This window comes from Caenimonas sedimenti, assembly GCF_007833165.1.
GTDB classification, from domain to species: domain Bacteria; phylum Pseudomonadota; class Gammaproteobacteria; order Burkholderiales; family Burkholderiaceae_C; genus Ramlibacter; species Ramlibacter sedimenti.
The window spans coordinates 37,215-58,342 of the sequence record NZ_VOBQ01000002.1; the positions used below are offsets into that span (position 1 = coordinate 37,215).

Consider the following 21,128-nt stretch of genomic DNA (forward strand, 5'->3'; position numbering starts at 1 on the left):
ACGCAGGCGCGGCCGCGTCAGCGCGCCGGCCCTTCGCCGTCGCCGGGCTTGCCGCGCGCCTGTTCCATCTGCTCGAGGTTCCGGCCCGACGCATCGCCCCGGTCGCCGTTGCGCGTATCCAAGCCCGTGGCAGGCGCGGCGTTCCCGTCGCCGCGATTGCCCACGGGCTCGCCCGAGGCGTCGTCGTTGCCCGTGTCCGAAGGATTGGGCGTGGCCGTCATAGCGCCTTCTCGGTTTCGCGCATCAGCTCGGTCCCCGGCATCCAGCTGTAGGTGGCCGACACGGTTTCCGAAGGCGAACCCGCGGCGTTGATCGCGGCGCGGTAGTCGAGGGAGGACTTGCCTTCCTGCGCCTCGTCGACGAACTTCGTGCCGTCCTTGCGCAGCTGCGTTTCGGTTTCGACGACGCGGCGGACGAAATCGCGCTGGCTCTTGAACTGGATGAAGGGCGGCAGCGCACCGGTGCCCAGGACCTCCTGCGGATCGCGCCGCTCCACGTCCTTGAACAGCTGCAGCGCGACCTGGAAGTGCCCGAGCTCGTAGTCCAGGAAGCGCTCCCAGATCGCCTTGACGCGCGGGTTCGTTTCCTGCTCCATGCAGCCGGCGTAGTTCCAGACTTCGCAGGCTTCGCAGACCAGCAGCTTCTCCAGCAGCGTCTCGTTCGGGTTCAGCATCGAGCCGTAGTGCTGGATGTGCTGCGATTCCACCGAGGCGATCTCCGCATAGAGCTGCCGCGCCAGCGGGTCGGCGAACACCGGGCCGATGTTCATGTAGTAGTCGTGCGTCTGGTATTCGCCGCCCGTGAGCGTGAGCGCGTGCAGCTTGGTGGCGAGCACGGCATCGGGGCCGTACGGCTCCAGCAGCTCGTGCTCCGGCGCGCGATGGTGGAACAGCGTGGCGCGCGCGGGGACGATGTCGGTATAGCCCTGCGTGATGTTGTTCGCGTCCTTGCCTTCCAGCCGGTCCAGCAGCGCGCTATAGCGGTACAGGTGGTCGAAGTCCTCGAGCAGCGCGTACCGGTAGCCCTGGGCCAGGTATTTGTCGGGCTCGAGCTGCGCGACCGAGGCCGTGACCTCGATGGCGGTCTGCTCGTAGCCGATGGTCGTTTCGATCGGCGAGTGATCCGCGCTGATCAGCCAGTTGATCGCGGTCGCCTGGTGCTGCTCGATGCGCATCAGCTGCGCCAGCGGCACCCGCGCCTCCAGGTTCTGGCGGATCGCCACCTGCTTGGTCCGCAGGGAATCGAGTTCGACCCCGTTCATGAGGATGATGCGCACGCGCGTGAACGCGTCATCGTCGAGCTTGCTGATCGGCTTGCCGACCATGTCTTTCCAGGTCATCTGCTGCCTGGCCAGCGGGACGCCCTTGTCCTGCAGGAGGTTGATGGTCATTCGGTTTCTCCTCAAACGGTTTCGGTGCCGGCGGCGCGGGTGACCAGGGCGGCGAGCCAGCCCTTGATGACGGCCAGGTGTTCCTGCTCCTGCGTGAACGCGCCCAGCAGCTTGCCCGCGAGTTCGCTTTCGCCGGCGTCTTCGGCCAGCATGATCAGCAGCTCGAAGCCCGCGTTGTCCGTGAGTTCCGCCGTGAGCATGGCGTTGAAGCATTGCGCGAGGGTGGTGCGCGGATCGGTGACGACCTGCATGAGGCCCATCGTCGACGTCGCCGTGACGTCGGCGCACGGCGTCATGGCCGTCGGGTCGCCGCCCATGCGTTCCATCTCGGCCGCCAGCATCTTGAAGTGCTGCATTTCCTCGTTCCGGATGCGCAGCAGGGTCTGGGCGGGCGATTCGCCCTGCACCGGGGCCAGCGAGGCCGCGTCGCCCGCCAGCGCGCCCATGGCCTCTTCGGCCGGCGGCAGCAGGTCCTGGCCGTCGTCCTGCAACGCGTTGTACTTCGCGAGCAGCGCGTCATAGAGGCGCGTGCCGCCGCGCTCGAAGGCGATGCGTTCCCCGAGCTTGTCCATCAGGATGGTGGGTTGCCCTCCCTTCATCTTGGCAATGCCCATCTTCAGCGTGCCTTTGACCGAGCCTGGTGGCGGGATCGAACCCACCGAGTCCGCGGCGTGGATGTAGTTGATGCGCTCGGCTTCCATCCCGGCCGTGTCGATCGGCTGGGGAGGCGACAGCTGGTTCGCCGCATCGACCATGGCCTTGGTGCCGAGAGGCGACATCTTCGATCCGGTGCGGTTCATTCCCGTGGTGGTGGCTTCCATGTGGCTTCCTTGAGATTCGGTTGTGGGGTGGCGCGGCGCGGGGCACGGCATGAAAAACATACCCGCGCCCCTGTACTCGCCGCGTAGGACTAGGCGGACACCGATGTCAGTGGCGCCTGCTCGTCCTCGATGACGTTGAGGTCGGAAGGCGGGACCGGCTGGCCCACGTGCTTCTGCAGCCAGTCCACGATGCGCTGCGCCGCATCCGCGCGCACGGACGGCTTGCCTTCGCCCAGGAAGGTATGGCCCTCGCCGGGGTAGAGGATGAGCTCCGTGGGCGTGTCGCCTGCGCACAGCAGGCTCACGAACAGCTCCTCGGATTGGCACTTCGGGCAGCGTTCGTCCTCCTTGCCCTGCACGAACAGCGTGGGCGTGCGCGCCTTTTCGATCGAGAACATGGGGGAGAGCTTGCGCGCCAGTTCCCGGTCGAATTGCTCCGGCGTCCCCATGTAGAGCGGGTCCGCGTAGTAGCCGCCATCGGAGGTGCCGTAGTGCGTTTCGATGTTGCCGACGGGGGCCATCACGACTGCGGCCCGGAACAGGTTGGTGTGCCCGATGGCCCAGCCGCTCAGGTAGCCGCCGTACGACTTCCCTGAAATGGTGACGCGGTCGTCGCAGATGCCGTCACGGCGGAGTTGTTCGATGGCGGCCAGGTGCTGGGGCAGGTCGAGCGTGCCCCAGCGCCCCTGCAGGCGGTCGCAGAATTCGCGGCCATAGCTCGCGGAGCCGACGGCATTCAGGGCCAGCACGGCCCAGCCGCGCGAGCACAGCACCTGCCAGAAGACGTTGGTGTCGAAGTCCAGCAGGGCATAGGCGGCCGGGCCGCCATGCACGTCATTGAGCAGCGGATAGGGGCCGCTGCGACCTTCGGCCCGCAGCAGCCAACCCTCGATGGTTTCCTGCCCGCCGTTGCCGTCGGGCACTGTGAACTGGCGTGCCTCGGCCTGGATGGGCGTGCGGTCCCGCCACCAAGGGTTGAGGTCGCTCACCTTGACCTGGTTGTCACCATCGGGATCGCAGGCATACAGCTCGCTGGGCTGCGAAGGGTGCTCGGCGGTGTACGCATACCGCGCGCCGGCCGGGCAGAACGCGCCGAACTGGACGTCGCCATCGACCAGCACTTCCGGCTTCCTGGCGTCGAGACGAAGCTTCACGATGCGATGGCACCCGCGGTGCGCCTCGGCGAACAGGAGGCTCTGTCCGTCCGGGTGCCAGTAGAGCGTCAGCGGATCCGCCAGACACAGCGATTCATCACCCAGCCTGCGCAGCCGGCCGGTCGGATCGACGAGCCAGAGGTTCTCCTGCGCATCGCCCTCCTTCTCGCTGCCGCTGAAGGCAATCGACTTGCCGTCGGGTGACCAGACGGGCTCCAGGACCATCGCCAGGCTGGTGGTCAACCGGCGCTGCCCGCTGCCGTCCATGGAGCAACGCCACAAATCCGTCCGATGGGCGAAGCGGCCCTCGCGCGTGCGCACATAAGCGATGTCGCCGGAAAACGAAACGCCGAACGCCATCACGTCGAAGGGCCCGTCGGTGATCTGGCGGGTCTTGCCGGTGGCCACCTCGAGTGAGAAGAGATGGATCTCGCGCGCCAGCATGTAGCCCATGCCGTCGGACTTGTAGGGCAGGCGCCAGGCGACCTCGGGCGCGCTCTCGTTGCGCTGCGCCGGCTCGCGGCCGTTCGCGCGCTGGCCGCGCCAATCGGGGTCCACCTGCACCGCGGCCGCGACGATCAGTGTCTTGCCGTCGGCCGCCCAGCGCAGGCTGGACACGGCGCCACTGAACTGGCCGAGCTGGCGCGCTTCCCCGCCGTGGCGTGGCAGCAGGTACACCTGGCTGGTGCCGCCACGGTCGGAAATGAAGGCCAGCTGGTCACCCTGGGGCGACCACCGCGGGCTCTGGTCGTTGCCCGGTCCGTGCGTGAGCTGCTGGGCCGCTGCGCTGCCGTCCAGCGCGTAGCCCCAGATGCGGGAGATGTAGGTGTTGGATTCGCGATCCACCGAACGCACGGTGCAGGCAGCCAGCGTGGGCGCCTCCGTGCAATGGATCTCGCTGATTTTCTGGTGCAGGTAGAGGTCGTCGACGGTGAATGGTTGCATGCTCATGGCTCCTAGCACCCATCATGGGATCAGGCCATGTAGCAAGCTCGTAGGAATGGAACGACTGCCGACGACGCAGCGCGTCCGACGCCCGACGGGCTAGGGCCTGTTCACACAAATATCTGTGCTCTCGCTGCCCCGCATCGGGCCGCAGGCAAGGCGCGGGCGCGGGTCAAGCCTGGACGGCTTGACCTGTGACCGCAACGCGGCATGCGGCCCGATGCGGGGCAGCCCGAAGGGTTCGGCGCCCTGCGGGGCCCTCGCCGGGCGTGCAAAGGGGGTCAAGACGCCCAGTCTTGACCCCCTTTGCCCACCCACCGAGCATCCCCGCAGGGTCCGAACGAGAGCGCAGATATTTGTGTGAACAGGCCCTAGCTGGACTTGGGCAAATAGCGCAGAACCTGAGTGCGCAACCCTCGAATCGCATCGATGTGGTTCGGGCTGAGTTCCGCGAAGCGATCTGTCCGTTCGCTGGAGCCCATCCGCTCCCAGAGATGCGCCATCAGTTCGAACCGGCGGATCAGCAGTTCGATCCAGGCCGCCGACAGGCGCGGCATCGCGCCCGCGTAGTTCCTCATGCGGTCGAAGCAGTCCGTGGTGGACTGGTACAAGGCGCCATCCCATGCCTCGTGGACCAGCTGGTCCATGCCGACTTCGTATTCATCCAGTGAAGCAAGAAGCTGGAACGCGATCGCGCCGATCTCGTGCTGGTGGCTGGGAAACATGCCCTCATCCTCCTTTTTCGCAATTTCATTTGGCCGCGGCGAGCGGGAAGAGCGCATGCCAGCGGCGCGTCCAATCTTCATCGGCCGCGTCACGTGCCGGGGCGGCATCGAGGCCGGCGGCATAGTGCAGAAGTGCCGTGTCCCAGTAAGCGCTGCCCTGGGGAGACAGCAGCATCCAGCACGCACCGGCGTGCTGCTTCGCCAGCCATTGCGCGAGCGGTTCCAGCACGCGGTGCGCGGGTTCGCACCAGCCGACCAGCAGTGCACCACCGGGCAAAGACGCCTCCGGAATGGCGCGCAACCTCGTCTGCATCTTCAGCTTGTGGATGTTGCGCCGCACGGCATGGGCCATGAGCAGGACCCGGTGCATGTCCGGGTCATCGCGGGTGGGGCGATGCGCGGCCTCGTGCACGAAGCGCCAGAGGAGCCGGTACAGCACGTCGAAACGGTCATCGTCACGGTGGCGCACCACGTACTCGGACGCCTTCACGAACGAGGCGGGGACCACCGCTGAACGCCCGGCGCGGCGCTGCACACCGCCCTTGGGAGCAAGGACGGGGGGCACCTCATTCGGTGGCACGGCAGAGCCAGGGTCGACGTCCCAGCTCACGGACGCAGGATGCACCCCGCCCGTCAGCAACACACCGGCTTGAGTCGCAAAGCTGTCGAAATTCGTACTGATGAGTCGCGGCATCTGCAGTTACTTCCTGCCGTCCATTGTGGCCTTGCGCGCGGCCATGCGACAAGCTTGCGCACAAAAGAAAAGGCCGCGGATGCGGCCTTTTGCCATGGCAGAGCCATCACTTGCGCTGCTGCTGCTGCTGCTCGCGCTGTTGGTTCTGCTGATCCATTTCGGTCTCCTGGAGAGTTCGTGACTGACATTGGCCACGCGTCCCAAGTTACGCTGCGGCCGGTGGACCGCCTTCGTCGGACGATGACGACACGCGCGTAGGAAAAAGCCAGCGTGCAGCAAGCTTCAGCGCGATGGCCGGCGCTAAAATTCAAGGGCAGTACCAGGTGCCCCATGGCAGTCCACGATCGAGCCGCGTTCGTCGCGATTTCTTCACGGCTCATCGTCGAGCTGGACGATCACCTGCCCGAGGTGGAGGAATTGATCGCCCACTGGCTGGACATGGAGAAGTACCTGCGCCTCAGTGCGGCCATCGACCGCATGGGCAGGTACTGCCACGCGGTGCCCCAGCTGGTCGGGCCGTGGGCGGACGTGCTGATCACCCATACCGAGCTGATCCACTGCGCGTGGGAAACGGCGGCCGGGCAGTGCGCCGTCGCCACGGATCCGGCGGTGCAGGCTGCATTGAAGGTGCTTGCCGAGGCGCTGGTTCGGGCCCGCGAAGCCGCGCTCTGGGTGGCCGAAAACAAGGGCCGCGCGCGCTGAGCTCCCGTTCAACCCGGCTTGGCGATCATCAGCCAGAAGATCGCCAGGAAAGCCAGCAGCGCTGGAATGCCCAGCACCACCCAGGCCTTGAAGAAGCGCCAATAGGCGGCCGGCAGTTCGCCCTGCGCCACGCCCTGCGCCGCCAGGTCGCGCAGGCGCATCTGCAACCACACCACGGGGAGCCAGCAGGCGATGGCGATGCCATACAAGACGAGCGAGGCCGATAGCCAGCGCGTGGCAAGCGGCATGCCCATCAGATGGACCAGCCAGAGGCCGGTCAGCGGTTGCAGCACCGCGGTGGTCGCGGTGAACATCCAGTCGGCGCGCACCACCCAGCGCGTCACGCCCGCGGTGAAGCGCACGTCGCGGCTCAAGCTCGCCACCAGCAGGTAGAACGCGGAGCCGATCCCCGTGCCGAACAGCACGGTGGACGACAGGACGTGCAGCCACTTGACGATCAGGTATTCCACCGGTCAGCGCCTCCTGCTTTCCAGGGCCCAGGCCATGGCGATGCCAGCCAGCATGGGCAGGTTCTTCGACAGCGGGCCGTACGGGTGCAGCCACCAGTGCGGCATGCGCACCGTGATCATGAGCGTGTAGCCGAGGATGACCGCAAACTGCGCCGCCCAGAGCCAGCCGCGGTCGCGCGAACCCGGCAGCAGAATGAGGATTCCCAGCACGAGATCGATCGCGGCGCCCGCGAAAAGCGCCGCCATCGCCGGGCGGCCCGAAAGCCCGAAATCGTCCAGCAGGGCCAGGCTGCCCTCGATCGGGTAGAGCCCGAAGGACATCAGTGCCGTCCAGATCCACACGAAGGCGATGGTCCAGCGCAATGGTGGAAGCAACCAGTGCAGAACGGCTTGCGTGCGTGCGGCCGGTGCCGCGGCCCCATCCATGAAAGTGGCGGGCGGTCGCGGTGGCCGGTCTAGCAGTGAAGTGAAAGCCCCGGCGTCCGCCGCGTTGCCGCGCAGCAGCATGGCGACGGCATCCCGGTCGATCACGGTGGAGACCCATCCCGCGGCGCGCCCAGCGGCCAGGCACAGGCCGTGCGGCACCGGGATCACCACGGCGCGCCGGCGGAAATCCATCGCCCGGCGGAGTTCGGCCAGGTAACCATCGATCGGCAGCGGAGCCGGACCGACGAAGGCGAGGGTGCGTGTTCCCGTCCCGGGCTGTTCGACCAGGCGCAGCAGCCCTTCGATCACGTCGTCCACATGCACTGGCTGCACGAGCGGCCCGCCGGCGGGCAATGGCAACGCCGGCAGCGCAGCGAGGCTCTGGAACAGCGTGGCGCTGGGGCCGTCCGGTGCATACACCAGCGACGGTTGAACGATGACTGAAGGGACGGGCAGCGAACGCAGGCAGTCGTCGCCCGTACGCTTGCTCAGGTGGTAGGCCGACGCAGCCTGCGCATCGCTGCCCAGCGCTGAGATCTGGATGACCAGCCGCACACCGGAGCCGGCGCAGGCGCGGAACAGTTCACAAGGGGCCCGGGCATGCAGCGCATCGAAATCCTGGCCGCGCCCCGCCCGGAGGATCCCGACGGCGTTGACGACGATCTCCACGCCCGCGAGCCGCTCCGTCCACCAGGCCTCTGGGGGCACGGAAGAGAAATCGACCTCGAGAAAGCTGGCACCGCGCGGCAGCCCGTTGGGCGAGCGCGACGCGCCAATGACGCTGTAGCCACGGTCCAGCAAGGCCGCGCACAGACGTCGGCCGATCAGACCCGTGGCGCCGGCGACGAGCACTCTCATGGCCGCATGCTAGCCGCCACTGGCTGCCCGGCGGCGGACGCGAGCCGATCGAATCGGTCGGCACGCGCCTACGCCGGGCACTGCGTGGCGCGGCGATATTGGGGGACTCGCCAACTCGGAGCAACGCGATGGATTGGAAACAGGTCTTGAAGGAAGCATTCGTGGCCGGCAGCATGGGCAGCCTGTTGTCCTCGGTCGTCCTGGTGATGGCCGGCCGGCGCGAGTCCGGCTCGGCGGCCGCCCCCGTGAACGCGGTGAGCCACTGGATGTGGGACCGGGAAAGCCTCAGGACCGATGCGGTCGACTGGAAGCACACCGCGGCCGGTTACGCCACCCATCATGGCGCCGCGGTGTTCTGGGCCGCGCTGCACGCCGCCGCCGCGGAAGGCCGGCCGGCATTGCGGACGCCGCAAGCCGTCGTCACCGGCGCCGTCGTCACGAGTGCATTGGCGAACCTCGTCGACTACTGCGTTGTACCGAAGCGCCTGACGCCGGGCTTCGAACACCGGCTCTCGACCGGCGCGATGGTGGGCGTTTACGGCGCCATGGCCCTCGGGCTCGCGGCCGGCGCGTGGCTGATGCGCCGCCCGCCGCAGTTGCGGCTGCCGCAGCGGCCGCAAGAGCCACAGCTGGAAGAGTGACGGACCTGCCCCGCCAGCTGCTGGCCTACGGGATCCTGCCGCTCTGGGTGGCGGCCGGGCTGGCGGATTGGTGGTGCCACCGCCGGACGTCGATCGAAACGACGAGCGGGGTGCGCGAATCGGCCTTCCACCTTGCGCTGTTCGCGCAGATGGGCGTCGGCGTGCTGGCCGTCCTGCTGCTGCAGGTCAATGCAGCGATTCTCTTGCTGCTCGGGCTCTTGTTCGTGCTGCACGAGCTGACCACGTGGGCGGAGCTGCGTTTCGTGGTGGCGCGCCGGGAAGTCCGCCCGATCGAGCAGATGATTCACAGCTTGATGGAGATCCTGCCGCTGTCGGCGCTGTTGCTGCTCGTGGTCGTGGCGGGCATGAACGCGAGTCTCCCGGACTGGCGCCTGCGGCTGAAAGACGAGCCGCTGCCGCCGGCGTACCTGGTGGGGGTCGTGGTTGCGGTCGTCTTGCTCAACGTGCTGCCGTTGCTCGAAGAATTCCGCCGGTGCTGGCGAGCGCGACCCGCAATGAAAAGGCCGCCGCGCCCTGGAGGTGCGACGGCCCGCATGGACTGAGGCGCTTGCGCACCTCATGAGCCGACCTCAGCGATTGCCGCCCTGGTTGCCGCCCTGGTTCCCGCCTTGACTGCCGCCTTGGTTGCCACCGCCGCTGGCCTGGCCGCCCTTGCGGCCGGCTTCGCGCGCTTCTTCCGAGGTGAACTCATGGGCGTTGCCGCTCTCATGGGCGGCCTTGCCGCCCTCGCTGGCGATCTCGCGCTGGCGTTCCGGATCCATGGACGCAAAGCCACGCTCCGACTTGCCGCCCTGATTGCCCCCTTGATTGCCCCCTTGGCTGCCCCCGCCCTGGTTGCCGCCCTGGTTGCCGCCGCCCTGGTTACCTTGGTTCGATGCCATCTTGACTCCTGAAAGTTGTTGGGCGCCAGCCCCCTGCCGGCGCCACGGAGCTGATTTGGGACGACGGTGTGTCCTTGTCATGTCGGCAGAAACCGCATCTCCTGTCGGATTCGGCTCACGCACAGGTCGGGCCCGCACTCTCCGAGCGATAGCGTCCAGGCTCTACCGGATGCGCTCGACCTTCACGGTCACCGGGCCGGGCCGGTTGAAGATGCCGGCGCTGCCTTCCACGCGGCCGATGCGGATGATGCCGGGGGAGGGGACCGTGCCATCCGTGTAGTAGATGACGAATGCGTTGTTGCCCCACACGCCGAGGTCGCCGCTCTTGAAGTCCAGCGTCCGCGTGTGTTCCGCGAGCGGGGTGGGAAGACGGCTCGTCTTTTCCTGCCGGAGGTGGTCGTCCATGGGGATGTCCAGTGGCAGCATCCGCAGGAGCGATCGGGCCGCCGGATTGTCGTCCAGCCGCGCGGTGACTTCGCCCCACGGGGACGAGATGCGGATGCGTTCGGTGGCCATGGAGGTTCCGGTGATGACAAGGAATGCGGTGAGCACCGCGAGTCGTGCAAGCTTGCTCATGGCTGTGCGTCAGCAACGCGCCAGCAGCATGGCCAGGCAACCCGTGGCGAACAGGCTGGCCAGCGAGAGGCTGGCCCACATGTCGACGAGCGTGCCAGGATCGAATGCGGTGAAGGTGCCACCCTGTGATTGGATCTGCATGGTGAGTTCCTGTGTCATGAGCCTGCCAGATGCTTGTCGAGTGCCGCGCGCGTCCGGCCGGCCGCTTCAGGCTGCCCAGCCCGTGCAAGGACCTCTGCGAGCTCTCGCAGCTGCGCTGCCGTCAGCCCGACGTTCATGCTGATGCGGATGTGGGATTGCAGTTGCGACTCCACGCCCGTCATCGCCGCGAGCGCACCCACGGTGGCGAGCTCGCGGCTTTGCCAATCGAGGTTGTCGCGCGCGAAGATGTCGCCGAACAGATGTGTCTTGAGATACTCGTCGATGGCGGGCGCGAACTCGAACAGCGGGCCCTTCACAGGCGCACCTGACAACTTCGTCTGGTTCGCCGTGCCGGCCTCGAGCAATGCCTGGCCGGTCGGAACCGGGCCCGGGCCGCGGCCGGGCGTGTCCTGGATGCCGCGCTGCCTGCGCGCGTCGAGGACCTTCATCAGTTCGCCCAGAGCGTTGAGGCTGCGTGGGAAGCCCGCGTAGGCATACATCTGCACCAGGATCTCTTTCGCATCGCTCACGGTGAGTCCGGCGTCGAGGCCGCGGTGGAGAGCGGCGTTCAATTGCGGCAGGTCACCGACCGCGGTCGCCGCGGTGATCGGCGCGATGGCCTGTTGCCTCGAGGAAAGCGCGCTTTGCGCGGGTTGCGCGGCGGCGAGCGCCGCGGCCCCCGCCGTCACGATGGCAAGCACCAGGTTCCGCAGTGCGCTAGCGGGCGTTGTACTGTTCATCGCTGACCTTCTCCATCCAGTTCACATTCTTGCCGTCCAGCGTGCCGGTCACCGCGCTGTTCCATCGGTTCGTCATCATCATGCGATGGATGGTAGGCGCGCCCGAACCGGATGAACGCGCGATGGCCGCAAGCGCTTATGAGCTGTCCACATCAATGCAACCCATGCATAGAATGGACCTGCCACACGCTCCCATGCCTCGCGAAAACATCAACGACCTCCTCGCCTTCCTGGCCGTCGCCCAGGAGCGCAGCTTCACCCGCGCGGCCGGCAAGCTCGGGGTCTCGCAGTCCGCCTTGAGCCACACCATTCGAGCCCTCGAAACACGCATGGGGGTGCGGCTGCTGTCGCGCACCACGCGCAGCGTCTCGCCAACGGATGCGGGCGAGCGGCTGCTGCAGACGGTGCGGCCGCGGCTGGAGGAGATCGAGGCCGAGATCGCCGCCGTCAGCGAACTCGGCGAGAAGGCCATGGGGGCGATCCGCATCACGGCGATCGACCATGTCATCGATTCGGTGCTGTGGCCCCGGCTGGCACCCGTGATCGCAGAGTACCCGGATCTGCGCCTCGAGCTGAGCGCCGACTACCGCATGGTCGACATCGCCGCTGAACGCTTCGACATCGGCGTGCGCTACGGCGACCAGGTGCAGAAGGACATGGTCGCGGTGCGCCTGACGCCGGAGGTGCCGATGACCATCGTGGCCTCGCCGCGCTACTTCGAGACCCACAAGGTGCCCACCTGTGTGCGCGACCTGGCGCGGCACAACTGCATCACCATCCGGCTCTCGTCGTCCGGCGGTCTCTATGCGTGGGAACTGCTCGACGACGGCCGCAAGGTGGATGCCAAGGTGAGCGGGCAGATCATCGTCAACGGCGCCTACCAGCTGCTCAATGCCGCGCTCAGCGGCTACGGCCTGGCCTTCCTGCCGGAGGAACTGACACAGCCGCACGTGGAAGCCGGCCGCCTGCGACGGGTGCTGGACGAGGCCTGCCCGCCCTTTGCCGGACTGCATGCCTACTACCCCAGCCACCGCAATTCCTCGCGGGCCTTGCGGATCGTGATCGAGGCGATCCGCCACCGGGCCTAGCGGTTCAGATCGCGGGCAGGCCCTTGAGCAGCTTGTCCAGCGTGATCGGATAGTCGCGCACCCGCACGCCCGTGGCGTTGTAGACCGCGTTGGCCACGGCCGCGGCCGCCCCGCAGATGCCGAGTTCCCCGACGCCCTTGGCCTTCATCGGCGACGAGGTGGGGTCCACCTCGTCCAGGAAGATCACTTCCTGGTGCGGGATGTCGGCGTGCACCGGCACCTCGTAGCCAGCCAGGTCGTGGTTCACGAACAGGCCGAGCCGCTTGTCCACGGCGAGCTCCTCCATCAGCGCCGCACCCACCCCCATCGTCATGCCGCCGATCACCTGGCTGCGCGCCGTCTTGGGGTTCAGGATGCGCCCGGCCGCGCAGACGGCCAGCATGCGGCGCACCCGCGTCTCGCCCGTGGCGGCGTCGACGCCGACCTCCACGAAATGCGCGCCGAAGGTCGCCTGCTGGAATTGTTTGTTGAGGTCGCCGAACTCGATGGCATCTTCCGCGACGATTCCCTGATCGCCCGCCACTTCGCCGAGCGGGATGCTGCGCGATCCCGCGCGGATCTGGCCATTGGCGAACACGGCAGTGCCGACGGCCAACCCTGCCTTCTGCGCGACGGCTTCCCGCAGCTTCATGCACGCCGCATAGACGCCGGCGGTCGAACTGTTGCCGCCCCATTGGCCACCGGAGCCGCACGAGATCGGATAGGTGGAGTCGCCCAGTTTCACGACGACCCGTTCGAGCCGCACGCCCATCATCTCCGCCGCCGTCTGGGCGATCACGGTGTAGCTGCCGGTGCCGATGTCCGTCATGTCGCTTTCGACGGTCACGAAGCCGCGCCGGTCGAGGCGCACGCGCGCGCCGGACTTCATCACCAGGTTGTCGCGGATCGCCGCCGCCACGCCCAGGCCGACCAGCCACCGGCCGTCACGCACGCGCCCAGGCAGCGGATTGCGCTTGTCCCAGCCGAAGCGCCGGGCGCCGAGCCGGAAGCACTCGACCAGTTGCCGCTGCGAGAAGGGCGGATGCGGGTTGTGCTTCTCGGTGGGTGCCTTGGACTGCGGATCGTTCGAGGCCGGCTTGGCCGGGTTGTCGGGCACCACCTGCGTGTCGTTGGCGATGCGGAAGGCCACCGGGTCCATGCCCAGCTTCTCCGCCATCTCGTCCATCGCGATTTCCAGGGCGGCCAGGCCCGGCGCCTCGTTCGGCGCGCGCATGGCGTTGGCTTCGGGCAGGTCCAGCACGCTGATCCGGTTCGCCGTCATGCGATGCGGGCCGGCGTAGAGGGAACGGGTCTGGATCGCCGCCGCTTCCGGGCCGCCCTCCGGCAGGTTGCCCGACCAGCTCTCGTGCGCGATCGCCGTGATCTTGCCGTCGCGATCGGCGCCGATGCGGATGCGCTGGATGGTTGCGGCGCGGTGCACCGTGTTGTTGGGGATCAGGGCACGCGGCATGGCGACGCGGACGGGGCGCCGGGCCGCGCGCGCGCCGAGGGCCGCGAGCAGCGCATCGGCACGCAGCCAGAGCTTGGCGCCGAAGCCGCCGCCGATGAAGGGGGATGCCACGCGCACCTTGTCTGCGGGGATCCCGAGCGTCTTGGCGGCGTCCGCCGCGGTCCACGCGATCATCTGGTTGGCGGTCCAGAGCGTGAGCTGGTCGCCGTTCCAGGCAGCGACACTCGCGAACGGCTCGATCATCGAATGCGATTCGTCCGCGGTGCTGTAACTGGCATCGAGTTGCACCGGGGCCTGCGCGAAGTTGACCGTGAAGTCGCCGACCGCGGTTTCCGCGGCGGCACCGTTGCTCTCCACCGGCTTGGCCGAATCCGTCGCCGCCGCGAGGTCGTAGACGCCCTGGGCGCGCGCGTACTCGACACGCACCAGGTGAGCCGCCGCGCGGGCCTGTTCGAAGGTCTCGGCCACGACCACCGCCACCGCCTGGTGGTAGTGCTGGATGTCCGGGCCGCCGAGCAGATGGGCGGTGTTGAAGGTGCCCTTGCCGAGCTTGCCGGCGTTCTCCGCCGTCACGATGGCGAGCACGCCTGGCGCGGCCCGGGCCGACGTCAAGTCCATGGAAACGATGCGTCCCTTGGCGATGGCCGCGCCGACGATGTAGCCGTGCGCCTGGTTGGCCGCGACGTCGTGGCGATCGTTCGCATACGCGGCCGTCCCGGTGGTCTTGAGCGGCCCGTCGACGCGGTCGACCGCCTTGCCGACCACCTTGAGCTGGTCGATGGGGTTGCTGGTGGCTGGGGTGTCGAATTTCATGGTCAGGCCTTCGCTTCCGAGAGCACCGAGGCCAGGGTGCGTTGCACCAGCGGCAGCTTGAACGCGTTGTCGTGGGTGGTGCGTGCGTCGGCCAGCAGTGCGGCGGCGACCGGCCCGGCGCCGCGTGGCATCTCCCGCTCCGCCGCTTCCACCCGCCAGGGCTTGTGGGCGACGCCGCCGAGTGCGACGCGGCCGGAGCCGTCGCGCTGCACGATCGCCGCCACGGACACCAGCGCAAAGGCATACGACGCGCGGTCGCGCACCTTGCGATAGATCTGCGTGCCACCAATGGGCCGGGGCAGGGTCACGGCCGTGATCAGCTCGCCAGGCTCCAGCGCCGTTTCAAGGTGCGGGGTGGTGCCGGGCAGCCGATGGAAGTCGGCGATCGGGATGGTGCGGGTCGCGCCGGTCGGGCTCACGGTTTCCACGGTGGCGTCGAGCGCGCGCAGCGCCACCGCCATGTCGCTGGGGTGGGTGGCGATGCAGGCGTCGCTGGCGCCGACCACGGCGTGGTGCCGGCTGTAGCCGCCGATGGCGGAACAGCCGCTGCCCGGCACGCGCTTGTTGCACGGCAGGTTCGTGTCGTAGAAATAGGGGCAGCGCGTGCGCTGCAGCAGGTTGCCGGCGGTCGTGGCCTGGTTGCGCAGTTGCCCGGAGGCGCCGGCCAGCAGGGCGCGCGACAACACGCCGTAGTCGCGCCGCACGGCGGCGTCCGCTGCGAGGTCCGTGTTGCGCACGAGAGCGCCGATGCGCAGGCCGCCGTCCCGCGTCTTCTCGATGCGTTGGAGGGCCAGGTCGTTCACGTCGACCAGGTGCGCCGGTGTCTCGATCTGCAGCTTCATCAGGTCGAGCAGGTTGGTGCCGCCGGCGATGAACTTGGCGCCCGGCACGCGCGCCGCCGCCGCGGCGGCTTCCGCTGGTGTCCGCGCGCGTTCGTAGGTGAAGGGTTTCATCGCTTCACCCCCGCCACTTCGACGATCGCTTCCTGGATGTTGGAATAGGCGCCGCAGCGGCAGATGTTGCCGCTCATGCGTTCGCGGAATTCGGCGTCGGTCGGCTGCGGCCGCCGGGTCAGGTCGCCGGTGACGTGGCTGGGGACGCCCGCCTTCAGCTCCGCCAGCATCCCGACGGCCGAGCAGATCTGCCCAGGCGTGCAGAAGCCGCATTGGTAGCCATCATGCTTGACGAAGGCTCGCTGCATCGGATGCAGCTTGCCCGGCGTGCCCAACCCCTCGATGGTCGTGACCTTGTGGCCCTGCTGCATGACCGCCAGCGTCAGGCAGGACGTGACGCGCCGGCCATCCACGAGAACGGTGCAGGCGCCGCATTGGCCCTGGTCGCAGCCCTTCTTGCTGCCGGTCAGGTGCAACTGCTCGCGCAGGGCATCCAGCAGCGTGGTGCGTGTGTCGAGCTCGAGTGCGTGAACTCGGCCGTTGACGTTGAGGCTGACTTTCGCCAGCGCCACGGCGCCGCCTGTGGGTTGGGCCTGCGCATCCGGTGCCGCAGCGGTCGCGGCGGAAGCCGCTCCAGCCAGCAGCAGGTCGCGCCGCGTGAGCGCCAGGTTCGATGCGATGTCGTCCATGCAGGGTCCCTTTGATTTCGACCCTGGAATCTATGCCGCCACGCCGGCGCGTGCGGCGTGGCTACGGCATGGCGTGATGAACGGGGTTCATGAATGCAGCGCGGCAGTTCCCCGCGGAGTCGTCAGCCGGATCGCTGCAGCAACCAGTCCCGCACGACCTGGTGGAAGCGTGCCGGCGCCTGCACCATCACCCAGTGCCCGGTGTCGAAAGCCTCGACGCGGTTTCCTGGTTGTTCGGCCAGCGCGGCCGCCCACGAGCGCGAGTGGAAACGGACGTGTTTGCGCCTGCCGTGAATGAAGAGCATGGGGCAACTGGGGTGGAACGGAACACTGTGCCTGGGCAGCGCGGCCTTGCCGCCGAACCAGGTCAGGTAGTACGGCCAGTTCATCTGCCAGTGGAGCGTTGAAGCCGGCGCGGGCGCGCGCAGCCAACGCGCCATGCTGCGCGTCATCCAGTCGCCCAGCGCGCCACCCATCTTCCACGCGGCCGACAGCCACACCTGATAGGCCGCAATGGCCAGCTTGCCGCGCCCGTCCAGTTCGCGCACGAGGGAGGCCACGTCGCCGATGTCCACGCCGATGATGCGCTCGACGCGTTCCGGGTGCCGCATGGCGAACTGGTAGCCGAAGATGCAGCCCCAGTCGTGCAGGACCAGGGTCACTTTGCCGCCGGGGCAGAGGGCGTCCACCACTTCCAGCAGCAAAGCGAGGATGTCGTCGAGTTGGGGCAGGGTCCTCGGGCTGCCCGGCTCGAAGCCCGGCCAGGTGAATCGCGCACACCGGAAGCTGTCGCGCAGCACCTCCACGGTCCCATCCCACAGCGCGTGCGTGTCCGGCCAGCCATGGAGCATCAGCAGGGTCTCTGGACCCGCGCCCTCGATGTGGATGGCGCAGCCGCCGATGCGCATGGTCGCGCTGGAGTCGTTGTGGTCGTTGTCGGGCATGCCGGAGTGTGGCGCAATCCGGCCGCTTGCTCGTCGCAGGACTTTCGCGGGTGCGGCGTGTCCGCTTTTCCGGCCAGAGGATTCGTACACGGACCCCAAGAATGAGCGGCATGAAAACGAACCCCCAGCAGCAACCGTGCAGCGGCAACGCGGAACCCGCAGCCGGGCCCGAGTCCGTGACGGCGCCGGCTGCGCCGCCCGTGCCGGCGGGTGTGCCCGGCGCCGAGCCCAAAAGCGGCGTGACCGCCGGCGCCGACGCTTACCCCGACGGGCCCAATGTCGAGGACAGCCCCTGGGAGCTCGAAGCGGCGCGGGGCAAACTCCCGGACCCGCCCGCTTGAGCGGGCGATACGGGTGTGTCCAGCGTGCGTCCGCTCAAGCGCTCGAACTCGTGCGGATCGTGCGAGCAGAAGATCTCGACCATGCTGTGCTCGCGGCGCAGGGCGCGCAGCCGGTCCTGGTTCCGCAACCGCAGCGCGCGGTCCTTCTCCATCAGCGTCTGGTAGAAGCGCAGGCCCGGCGTGCACCAGGGTCGTTCGACGTCCATTTCGCGGTGGTAGAAGTAGGCATCGCCGGTGAGCAAGATCCAGGAGCCATGCTCGCCTTCAACGGCGATACCCGCATGGCCGTGCGTGTGGCCCGGCAGCGGCACCAGCAGGATTTCGGGCGGCAGCCCTTCGAGGCCACGCACCGAATCGAAGCCGAACCAGCGCTCACCTTGCAGCGAGGGATAGACCGTCCAGTTGTCGTGCGTGCCCCACTGCTGCGGGCGAAAGCGCTGCCGGTCCAGCCAGGTCCTTTGGGCGGCCGCTTCGTCCCGCTCGCGCCGCAGCATGTGGACCCGGGCGAGGGGAAAATCGTCGAGGCCGCCGGCATGGTCGAAGTCCAGGTGCGTGAGCACGATGTGGCGCACGTCGGCCGCCCGGAAGCCGAGCCGCTCGATCTGCCGGATGGCCGTCATCTCTTCCCGGAAGTCCGGGCTGAGCATGGCCAGGAAGAACGCGCTCAAGCGCTTCGGTTCCGCATGTCGCGCAGGCCGAAGCCGGTGTCGACCAGCACCAGGCCGGCGCTGGTTTCGATCGCCAGGCAATGGCAGCAAAGCTTGCCCCGCTGGAGGATGCTGGCGCTGCGCCCATCCATGAGGTGGCCGCCGAGCGGGCAGCTCGAGATGCAGTTCAGGTGATGGATGCGCATGGAAGTGGATTGGGCGGGCCCCACCTGGCATCCCATGTAGGCGGCAGGCATCGGCCGCGTCATCCGCGCTCCTGCGACGAGCGCGCGCCGATGAGCTCTCCTGCATCGCAATCGCCATCCGCCGACAAGCAGTGGTGCCGGCCCCAGCTAGGGTGGGGCCACGTTTCCATCGTTTCCATCACACGCCAGCCATGACCCCCGAAGCACAACGGATCCTCGATCGGGCGCTTCCCAGCATGAGGGACTACGCCATCGTGCTGATCGACCCCAAGGAGACCATCGTCGGCTGGCTGGGAGGCGCAGAGGAGATCTTCGGCTACCGCGAACGCGAAATCGTCGGCTGCCACACGTCGACGTTGTTCGTTCCCGAAGACATCGAGCTCGGGCTGGACCACTTCGAACTGGAAGTCGCCCGGCGCGACAGCTATGCGCAGGATGACCGGTGGCACGTGCGAGCCGACGGGACGCGGATCTGGATCTCGGGAACCGTGACGGCCGTGCGCGAGGAGTCCGGCGCGCTGTGCGGCTTCCTGAAGATCATGCGTGACCGCACGGATCTCCGGATGAACGCGGAGAACCGCTCGAACCAGCTCGAGGCCGTGGAGAACGCGATGGAGCGGACCCGGCGCTTCCTGGAAACGCTGGGGCATGAGCTGCGCAACCCGCTGGCTCCCATCCTGAACTCCGTGGCAATCATCCAGCACGGGAGCGCGGACGCGCAGGTGCAGAAGGCGGCACGCGTGATCAGCAACCAGGTCCAGCTGCTGGAGCGCATTGCCGGCGACCTGATGGACGTCTCGCGCCTGAAACACAGGAAGCTGGAGCTGCGGCTGTCCGAATTCGACATCCGTGCGCTGGTGGAGGAGGAGGCCAGCGGCCAGCTGGAGCGGGCCAGGGCCAAGGGCGTGCACCTGGAGTGCCTCGTGCCCGACCAGCCGCTCCTGCTGGTGGCCGATGCCGATCGCGTCCGCCAGGCGGTCGGCAACCTGCTGGGCAATGCAATCAAATACACGCAGAAGGACGGCTGCGTCTGGGTGAAGGCGATCCTGGAAGCGGACAACATCATCGTTCGCGTGCAGGACACCGGCATCGGCATCGCGCCCGATGCGCTGAAGCGCATCTTCGAGCTGTTCACCCAGGAGCCGCGGGCCAAGGATGTGGCGCCGGGAGGCCTGGGCGTCGGCCTGGCCATCGTGAGCCAGATCGCGGAACTCCACGGCGGCATGGCACAGGCGCGTAGCAGCGGCATCGGCAAAGGCGCCGAGTTCATGATCCGGCTCCCGCGAAGAGGCCCCCATCCTTCCGCGGAGAATGGGAAGGGGAGCAGCATCTAGGAGCCTGGGCGGCAGAGTAACGGGCCTGCGTTGGGCCGAGGCCTGAATCAGCGCCATGCGTCGTTACGGCCTCCTTGAGTGCGAAAGCACACGGCGTCGGCCGCGCCTGGCCTGGCGCTGATTCAGGTGCCGGCGCAGGCCCGTTTCTCTGCCGCCCAGGCTCCTAGCCGGCGCTGGAATCGCTCAGAGCTTTTCCACCGCCATGGCGCGGATCACCACTTCCTCCTGCGCGAAGCGCGTTTCCAGCCGCCGCCGGTAGCGTGCCCACCAGCCGCGGTCGAGTGCCGGGACCATGACTTCATAGACCACGATGTCGTCCTTGACCACTTCATCGCGGGTCTCTGCCCACAGCCCGGTCGCGGGCGCTCGCGAATAGGTGGTGAGGCCGCCGAACTCGCTGATCAGTTCCTCGCGGACCTTGGCGTAGAGCGCGCGATCGAGGGCCTTCCCCGCGTTGTCGTAGACCGGCAGGAGGATCTGGATGAGGTTCATGGCGTGCGCAACTCGGCCCAGACGGGCGCGTGATCGCTGGGCTTCTCGCGTCCGCGATGGGCGGTGTCCACCCCGGAATCGGCGAGCATCGCCGTCGCGGCCGGATTCAGGAGCAGGAAGTCCATCCGGAACCCCGCGTTTCGGCGGAATGCGTCGGCGTTGACCCAGAAGGAATAGATGCGTTCGGCGGGATGCAGCTGCCGGGTGGCGTCGGCCCAGCCCTGCGCGAGGAGGCGCTGGTGGCGGGCGCGCGTTTCCGGTTGCAGCACCGCATCGAAGCGCCACAACCACGCGTTGTAGATATCGGCGTTGGTTGGAACCACGTTGAAGTCTCCCGCCAGGACCACTGGCGCGTTGGAGGAGACGAGGTCCGCCGCGTGGGCGATCAGCCGTTCGAACCACGCGAGCTTGTCGTCGAACTTGGGGCCGGGTTGCGGGTTGCCGTTCGGCAGGTAGACGGACGCCACGCGCACGCCTTGCGTTTCCGCTTCGAGATAGCGGGCCTGGCTGTCGGCATCGTCGCCGGGCAGGCCGCGGCGGATTTCCGCCGGTGGATGGCCACGCGCGAGGACGGCGACACCGTGGTGCCTGGGCATCCCATGCCACACGGCGCCATACCCCGCGGCTTCGATGGCGGCGGCCGGGAAACGGCTGTCGTCGGTCTTGGTTTCCTGCAGGCAGGCGATGTCCGGCCGCGTCTCGTCCAGCCATTCCAGCAGGCGCGGCAACCGGCCGTTCACCCCATTGACGTTGTAGGTTGCGATCTTCAAGCTGCAGCGATTGGACAGCTGCCGCTTCTTCGCGTGGCTTCAGTTCCACGTCTTTGCCCAGTGCTGGTTGGCGCATGGTCCCGTGCGCGCCGCCTTGCGCCGAGCTGCGCGCCGAAGCTCGGCGCAAGCATCCGCCGACGCCGGGCGTCGGGGCGGCATCGGGACGCGGCGGCCCGGCTGGCTTCATGATCGTCACAGCCAAAGACGTATGGACCACTGCATGTCTGAACTGTCCGCCCCCCATGCACTGATCCTGAGCGATTCCACCGTCACCAT

24 protein-coding genes and 1 pseudogene are annotated in these 21,128 nt (G+C 67.9%); 6 read left to right on the forward strand and 19 right to left on the reverse strand.

Annotated features, from left to right (window positions below):
- Positions 1-17 precede the first annotated feature (17 nt).
- The 6 genes from FN976_RS01090 to FN976_RS01115 all read right to left on the reverse strand — a co-directional run bounded on the left by FN976_RS01090 (position 18) and on the right by FN976_RS01115 (position 5,729).
- The gene (locus tag FN976_RS01090) at positions 18-221 is read right to left on the reverse strand and encodes a hypothetical protein (RefSeq protein WP_145890120.1); all 204 of its coding nucleotides are present in this window, start codon (positions 219-221) and stop codon (positions 18-20) included.
- Positions 218-1,390, reverse strand: a complete 1,173-nt coding sequence (locus tag FN976_RS01095) for a hypothetical protein (RefSeq protein ID WP_145890122.1) — start codon at positions 1,388-1,390, stop codon at positions 218-220. The genes FN976_RS01090 and FN976_RS01095 overlap by 4 nt, the downstream gene beginning before the upstream one ends.
- An 11-nt stretch (positions 1,391-1,401) precedes the next feature.
- A complete protein-coding gene (locus tag FN976_RS01100; protein ID WP_145890124.1) occupies positions 1,402-2,211 on the reverse strand; it encodes a ferritin-like domain-containing protein in 810 nt (269 codons plus the stop codon).
- A gap of 89 nt (positions 2,212-2,300) precedes the next feature.
- Positions 2,301-4,310, reverse strand: a complete 2,010-nt coding sequence (locus tag FN976_RS01105; RefSeq protein ID WP_186510706.1) for a S9 family peptidase — start codon at positions 4,308-4,310, stop codon at positions 2,301-2,303.
- Positions 4,311-4,681: 371 nt separating this feature from the next.
- A complete protein-coding gene (locus tag FN976_RS01110) occupies positions 4,682-5,035 on the reverse strand; it encodes a hypothetical protein (RefSeq protein ID WP_145890128.1) in 354 nt (117 codons plus the stop codon).
- 25 nt (positions 5,036-5,060) lie between these two features.
- Positions 5,061-5,729, reverse strand: a complete 669-nt coding sequence (locus tag FN976_RS01115; RefSeq protein ID WP_145890130.1) for a DUF4130 domain-containing protein — start codon at positions 5,727-5,729, stop codon at positions 5,061-5,063.
- On the opposite strand from FN976_RS01115, the gene FN976_RS01120 reads away from it, so the two are divergent.
- Positions 5,716-5,910, forward strand: a complete 195-nt coding sequence (locus FN976_RS01120; RefSeq protein ID WP_145890132.1) for a hypothetical protein — start codon at positions 5,716-5,718, stop codon at positions 5,908-5,910. The two genes, FN976_RS01115 and FN976_RS01120, sit on opposite strands and share 14 nt — an antisense overlap.
- 149 nt (positions 5,911-6,059) lie before the next feature.
- A complete protein-coding gene (locus tag FN976_RS01125; protein ID WP_145890134.1) occupies positions 6,060-6,431 on the forward strand; it encodes a hypothetical protein in 372 nt (123 codons plus the stop codon).
- An 8-nt stretch (positions 6,432-6,439) separates the two neighbouring features.
- On the opposite strand, the gene FN976_RS01130 is transcribed toward FN976_RS01125, so the two are convergent.
- Together FN976_RS01130 and FN976_RS01135 are read right to left on the reverse strand one after the other, a co-directional pair.
- On the reverse strand, positions 6,440-6,901 hold the full coding sequence (locus tag FN976_RS01130; protein WP_145890137.1) for a DUF2269 family protein: 462 nt from the start codon (positions 6,899-6,901) through the stop codon (positions 6,440-6,442).
- Positions 6,902-6,904: 3 nt separating this feature from the next.
- Entirely contained in the window at positions 6,905-8,185 is a 1,281-nt protein-coding gene (locus tag FN976_RS01135; RefSeq protein WP_145890139.1) for an SDR family oxidoreductase, read from the reverse strand.
- Between the two features lie 128 nt (positions 8,186-8,313).
- On the opposite strand from FN976_RS01135, the gene FN976_RS01140 reads away from it, so the two are divergent.
- On the forward strand, positions 8,314-8,826 hold the full coding sequence (locus FN976_RS01140; protein ID WP_145890141.1) for a hypothetical protein: 513 nt from the start codon (positions 8,314-8,316) through the stop codon (positions 8,824-8,826).
- Positions 8,823-9,389, forward strand: coding sequence for a hypothetical protein (locus tag FN976_RS01145; protein WP_255440027.1), 567 nt, complete (start codon positions 8,823-8,825; stop codon positions 9,387-9,389). Before FN976_RS01140 ends, FN976_RS01145 begins: the two co-directional genes overlap by 4 nt.
- A 27-nt stretch (positions 9,390-9,416) precedes the next feature.
- Here FN976_RS01145 and FN976_RS01150 read toward each other — a convergent pair whose 3' ends face one another.
- The 4 genes from FN976_RS01150 to FN976_RS01160 all read right to left on the reverse strand — a co-directional run bounded on the left by FN976_RS01150 (position 9,417) and on the right by FN976_RS01160 (position 11,185).
- Positions 9,417-9,728: a KGG domain-containing protein gene (locus tag FN976_RS01150; protein ID WP_145890143.1), complete on the reverse strand. Its 312-nt coding sequence runs from the start codon at positions 9,726-9,728 to the stop codon at positions 9,417-9,419.
- Positions 9,729-9,890: 162 nt separating this feature from the next.
- Positions 9,891-10,304 (reverse strand): cyclophilin-like fold protein, encoded by a 414-nt coding sequence (locus FN976_RS01155; RefSeq protein ID WP_145890146.1) that lies wholly within the window; start codon positions 10,302-10,304, stop codon positions 9,891-9,893.
- 9 nt (positions 10,305-10,313) lie between these two features.
- Positions 10,314-10,445, reverse strand: coding sequence for a hypothetical protein (locus tag FN976_RS29335; protein ID WP_255440028.1), 132 nt, complete (start codon positions 10,443-10,445; stop codon positions 10,314-10,316).
- Between the two features lie 14 nt (positions 10,446-10,459).
- On the reverse strand, positions 10,460-11,185 hold the full coding sequence (locus tag FN976_RS01160) for a carboxymuconolactone decarboxylase family protein (RefSeq protein ID WP_145890148.1): 726 nt from the start codon (positions 11,183-11,185) through the stop codon (positions 10,460-10,462).
- Between the two features lie 194 nt (positions 11,186-11,379).
- Here FN976_RS01160 and FN976_RS01170 point away from each other — a divergent pair, with 194 nt between their 5' ends.
- Complete coding sequence (locus FN976_RS01170) at positions 11,380-12,273, forward strand: LysR family transcriptional regulator (RefSeq protein WP_145890150.1); 894 nt, start codon at positions 11,380-11,382, stop codon at positions 12,271-12,273.
- 4 nt (positions 12,274-12,277) lie between these two features.
- Here FN976_RS01170 and paoC read toward each other — a convergent pair whose 3' ends face one another.
- The 5 genes and pseudogenes from paoC to FN976_RS01195 all read right to left on the reverse strand — a co-directional run bounded on the left by paoC (position 12,278) and on the right by FN976_RS01195 (position 18,256).
- A complete protein-coding gene (paoC, locus tag FN976_RS01175) occupies positions 12,278-14,536 on the reverse strand; it encodes an aldehyde oxidoreductase molybdenum-binding subunit PaoC (RefSeq protein ID WP_145890152.1) in 2,259 nt (752 codons plus the stop codon).
- Between the two features lie 2 nt (positions 14,537-14,538).
- Positions 14,539-15,489, reverse strand: coding sequence for an FAD binding domain-containing protein (locus FN976_RS01180; protein WP_145890154.1), 951 nt, complete (start codon positions 15,487-15,489; stop codon positions 14,539-14,541).
- The gene (gene paoA, locus FN976_RS01185) at positions 15,486-16,118 is read right to left on the reverse strand and encodes an aldehyde dehydrogenase iron-sulfur subunit PaoA (RefSeq protein ID WP_145890156.1); all 633 of its coding nucleotides are present in this window, start codon (positions 16,116-16,118) and stop codon (positions 15,486-15,488) included. The genes FN976_RS01180 and paoA overlap by 4 nt, the downstream gene beginning before the upstream one ends.
- Positions 16,119-16,240: 122 nt before the next feature.
- Positions 16,241-17,062, reverse strand: a complete 822-nt coding sequence (locus FN976_RS01190) for an alpha/beta fold hydrolase (RefSeq protein WP_255440029.1) — start codon at positions 17,060-17,062, stop codon at positions 16,241-16,243.
- Between the two features lie 259 nt (positions 17,063-17,321).
- Positions 17,322-18,256 (reverse strand): annotated as a pseudogene (locus tag FN976_RS01195) (MBL fold metallo-hydrolase).
- 191 nt (positions 18,257-18,447) lie between these two features.
- Between FN976_RS01195 and FN976_RS01200 the strand changes: the two are divergent.
- The gene (locus FN976_RS01200) at positions 18,448-19,590 is read left to right on the forward strand and encodes a PAS domain-containing sensor histidine kinase (protein ID WP_145890158.1); all 1,143 of its coding nucleotides are present in this window, start codon (positions 18,448-18,450) and stop codon (positions 19,588-19,590) included.
- A 183-nt stretch (positions 19,591-19,773) separates the two neighbouring features.
- Here FN976_RS01200 and FN976_RS01205 read toward each other — a convergent pair whose 3' ends face one another.
- Together FN976_RS01205 and xth are read right to left on the reverse strand one after the other, a co-directional pair.
- Entirely contained in the window at positions 19,774-20,082 is a 309-nt protein-coding gene (locus FN976_RS01205) for a hypothetical protein (RefSeq protein WP_145890160.1), read from the reverse strand.
- A complete protein-coding gene (gene xth / locus FN976_RS01210) occupies positions 20,079-20,852 on the reverse strand; it encodes an exodeoxyribonuclease III (RefSeq protein WP_145890162.1) in 774 nt (257 codons plus the stop codon). Before xth ends, FN976_RS01205 begins: the two co-directional genes overlap by 4 nt.
- Positions 20,853-21,128 lie beyond the last annotated feature (276 nt).

Bases quoted from the DNA above. Each gene is read 5' to 3' on its own strand.
- paoA (WP_145890156.1), bottom strand. From the start codon at position 16,118: ATGGACGACATCGCATCGAACCTGGCGCTCACGCGGCGCGACCTGCTG.
- FN976_RS01205 (WP_145890160.1), bottom strand. From the start codon at position 20,082: ATGAACCTCATCCAGATCCTCCTGCCGGTCTACGACAACGCGGGGAAG.
- FN976_RS01170 (WP_145890150.1), top strand. From the start codon at position 11,380: ATGCCTCGCGAAAACATCAACGACCTCCTCGCCTTCCTGGCCGTCGCC.
- FN976_RS01125 (WP_145890134.1), top strand. From the start codon at position 6,060: ATGGCAGTCCACGATCGAGCCGCGTTCGTCGCGATTTCTTCACGGCTC.
- FN976_RS01090 (WP_145890120.1), bottom strand. From the start codon at position 221: ATGACGGCCACGCCCAATCCTTCGGACACGGGCAACGACGACGCCTCG.
- FN976_RS01140 (WP_145890141.1), top strand. From the start codon at position 8,314: ATGGATTGGAAACAGGTCTTGAAGGAAGCATTCGTGGCCGGCAGCATG.
- FN976_RS01150 (WP_145890143.1), bottom strand. From the start codon at position 9,728: ATGGCATCGAACCAAGGTAACCAGGGCGGCGGCAACCAGGGCGGCAAC.
- FN976_RS01115 (WP_145890130.1), bottom strand. From the start codon at position 5,729: ATGCCGCGACTCATCAGTACGAATTTCGACAGCTTTGCGACTCAAGCC.
- FN976_RS01160 (WP_145890148.1), bottom strand. From the start codon at position 11,185: ATGAACAGTACAACGCCCGCTAGCGCACTGCGGAACCTGGTGCTTGCC.
- FN976_RS01100 (WP_145890124.1), bottom strand. From the start codon at position 2,211: ATGGAAGCCACCACCACGGGAATGAACCGCACCGGATCGAAGATGTCG.
- FN976_RS01105 (WP_186510706.1), bottom strand. From the start codon at position 4,310: ATGCAACCATTCACCGTCGACGACCTCTACCTGCACCAGAAAATCAGC.
- FN976_RS01120 (WP_145890132.1), top strand. From the start codon at position 5,716: ATGAGTCGCGGCATCTGCAGTTACTTCCTGCCGTCCATTGTGGCCTTG.
- paoC (WP_145890152.1), bottom strand. From the start codon at position 14,536: ATGAAATTCGACACCCCAGCCACCAGCAACCCCATCGACCAGCTCAAG.
- FN976_RS01180 (WP_145890154.1), bottom strand. From the start codon at position 15,489: ATGAAACCCTTCACCTACGAACGCGCGCGGACACCAGCGGAAGCCGCC.
- FN976_RS01135 (WP_145890139.1), bottom strand. From the start codon at position 8,185: ATGAGAGTGCTCGTCGCCGGCGCCACGGGTCTGATCGGCCGACGTCTG.
- FN976_RS29335 (WP_255440028.1), bottom strand. From the start codon at position 10,445: ATGCAGATCCAATCACAGGGTGGCACCTTCACCGCATTCGATCCTGGC.
- FN976_RS01200 (WP_145890158.1), top strand. From the start codon at position 18,448: ATGACCCCCGAAGCACAACGGATCCTCGATCGGGCGCTTCCCAGCATG.
- FN976_RS01110 (WP_145890128.1), bottom strand. From the start codon at position 5,035: ATGTTTCCCAGCCACCAGCACGAGATCGGCGCGATCGCGTTCCAGCTT.
- FN976_RS01095 (WP_145890122.1), bottom strand. From the start codon at position 1,390: ATGACCATCAACCTCCTGCAGGACAAGGGCGTCCCGCTGGCCAGGCAG.
- FN976_RS01155 (WP_145890146.1), bottom strand. From the start codon at position 10,304: ATGAGCAAGCTTGCACGACTCGCGGTGCTCACCGCATTCCTTGTCATC.
- FN976_RS01190 (WP_255440029.1), bottom strand. From the start codon at position 17,062: ATGCCCGACAACGACCACAACGACTCCAGCGCGACCATGCGCATCGGC.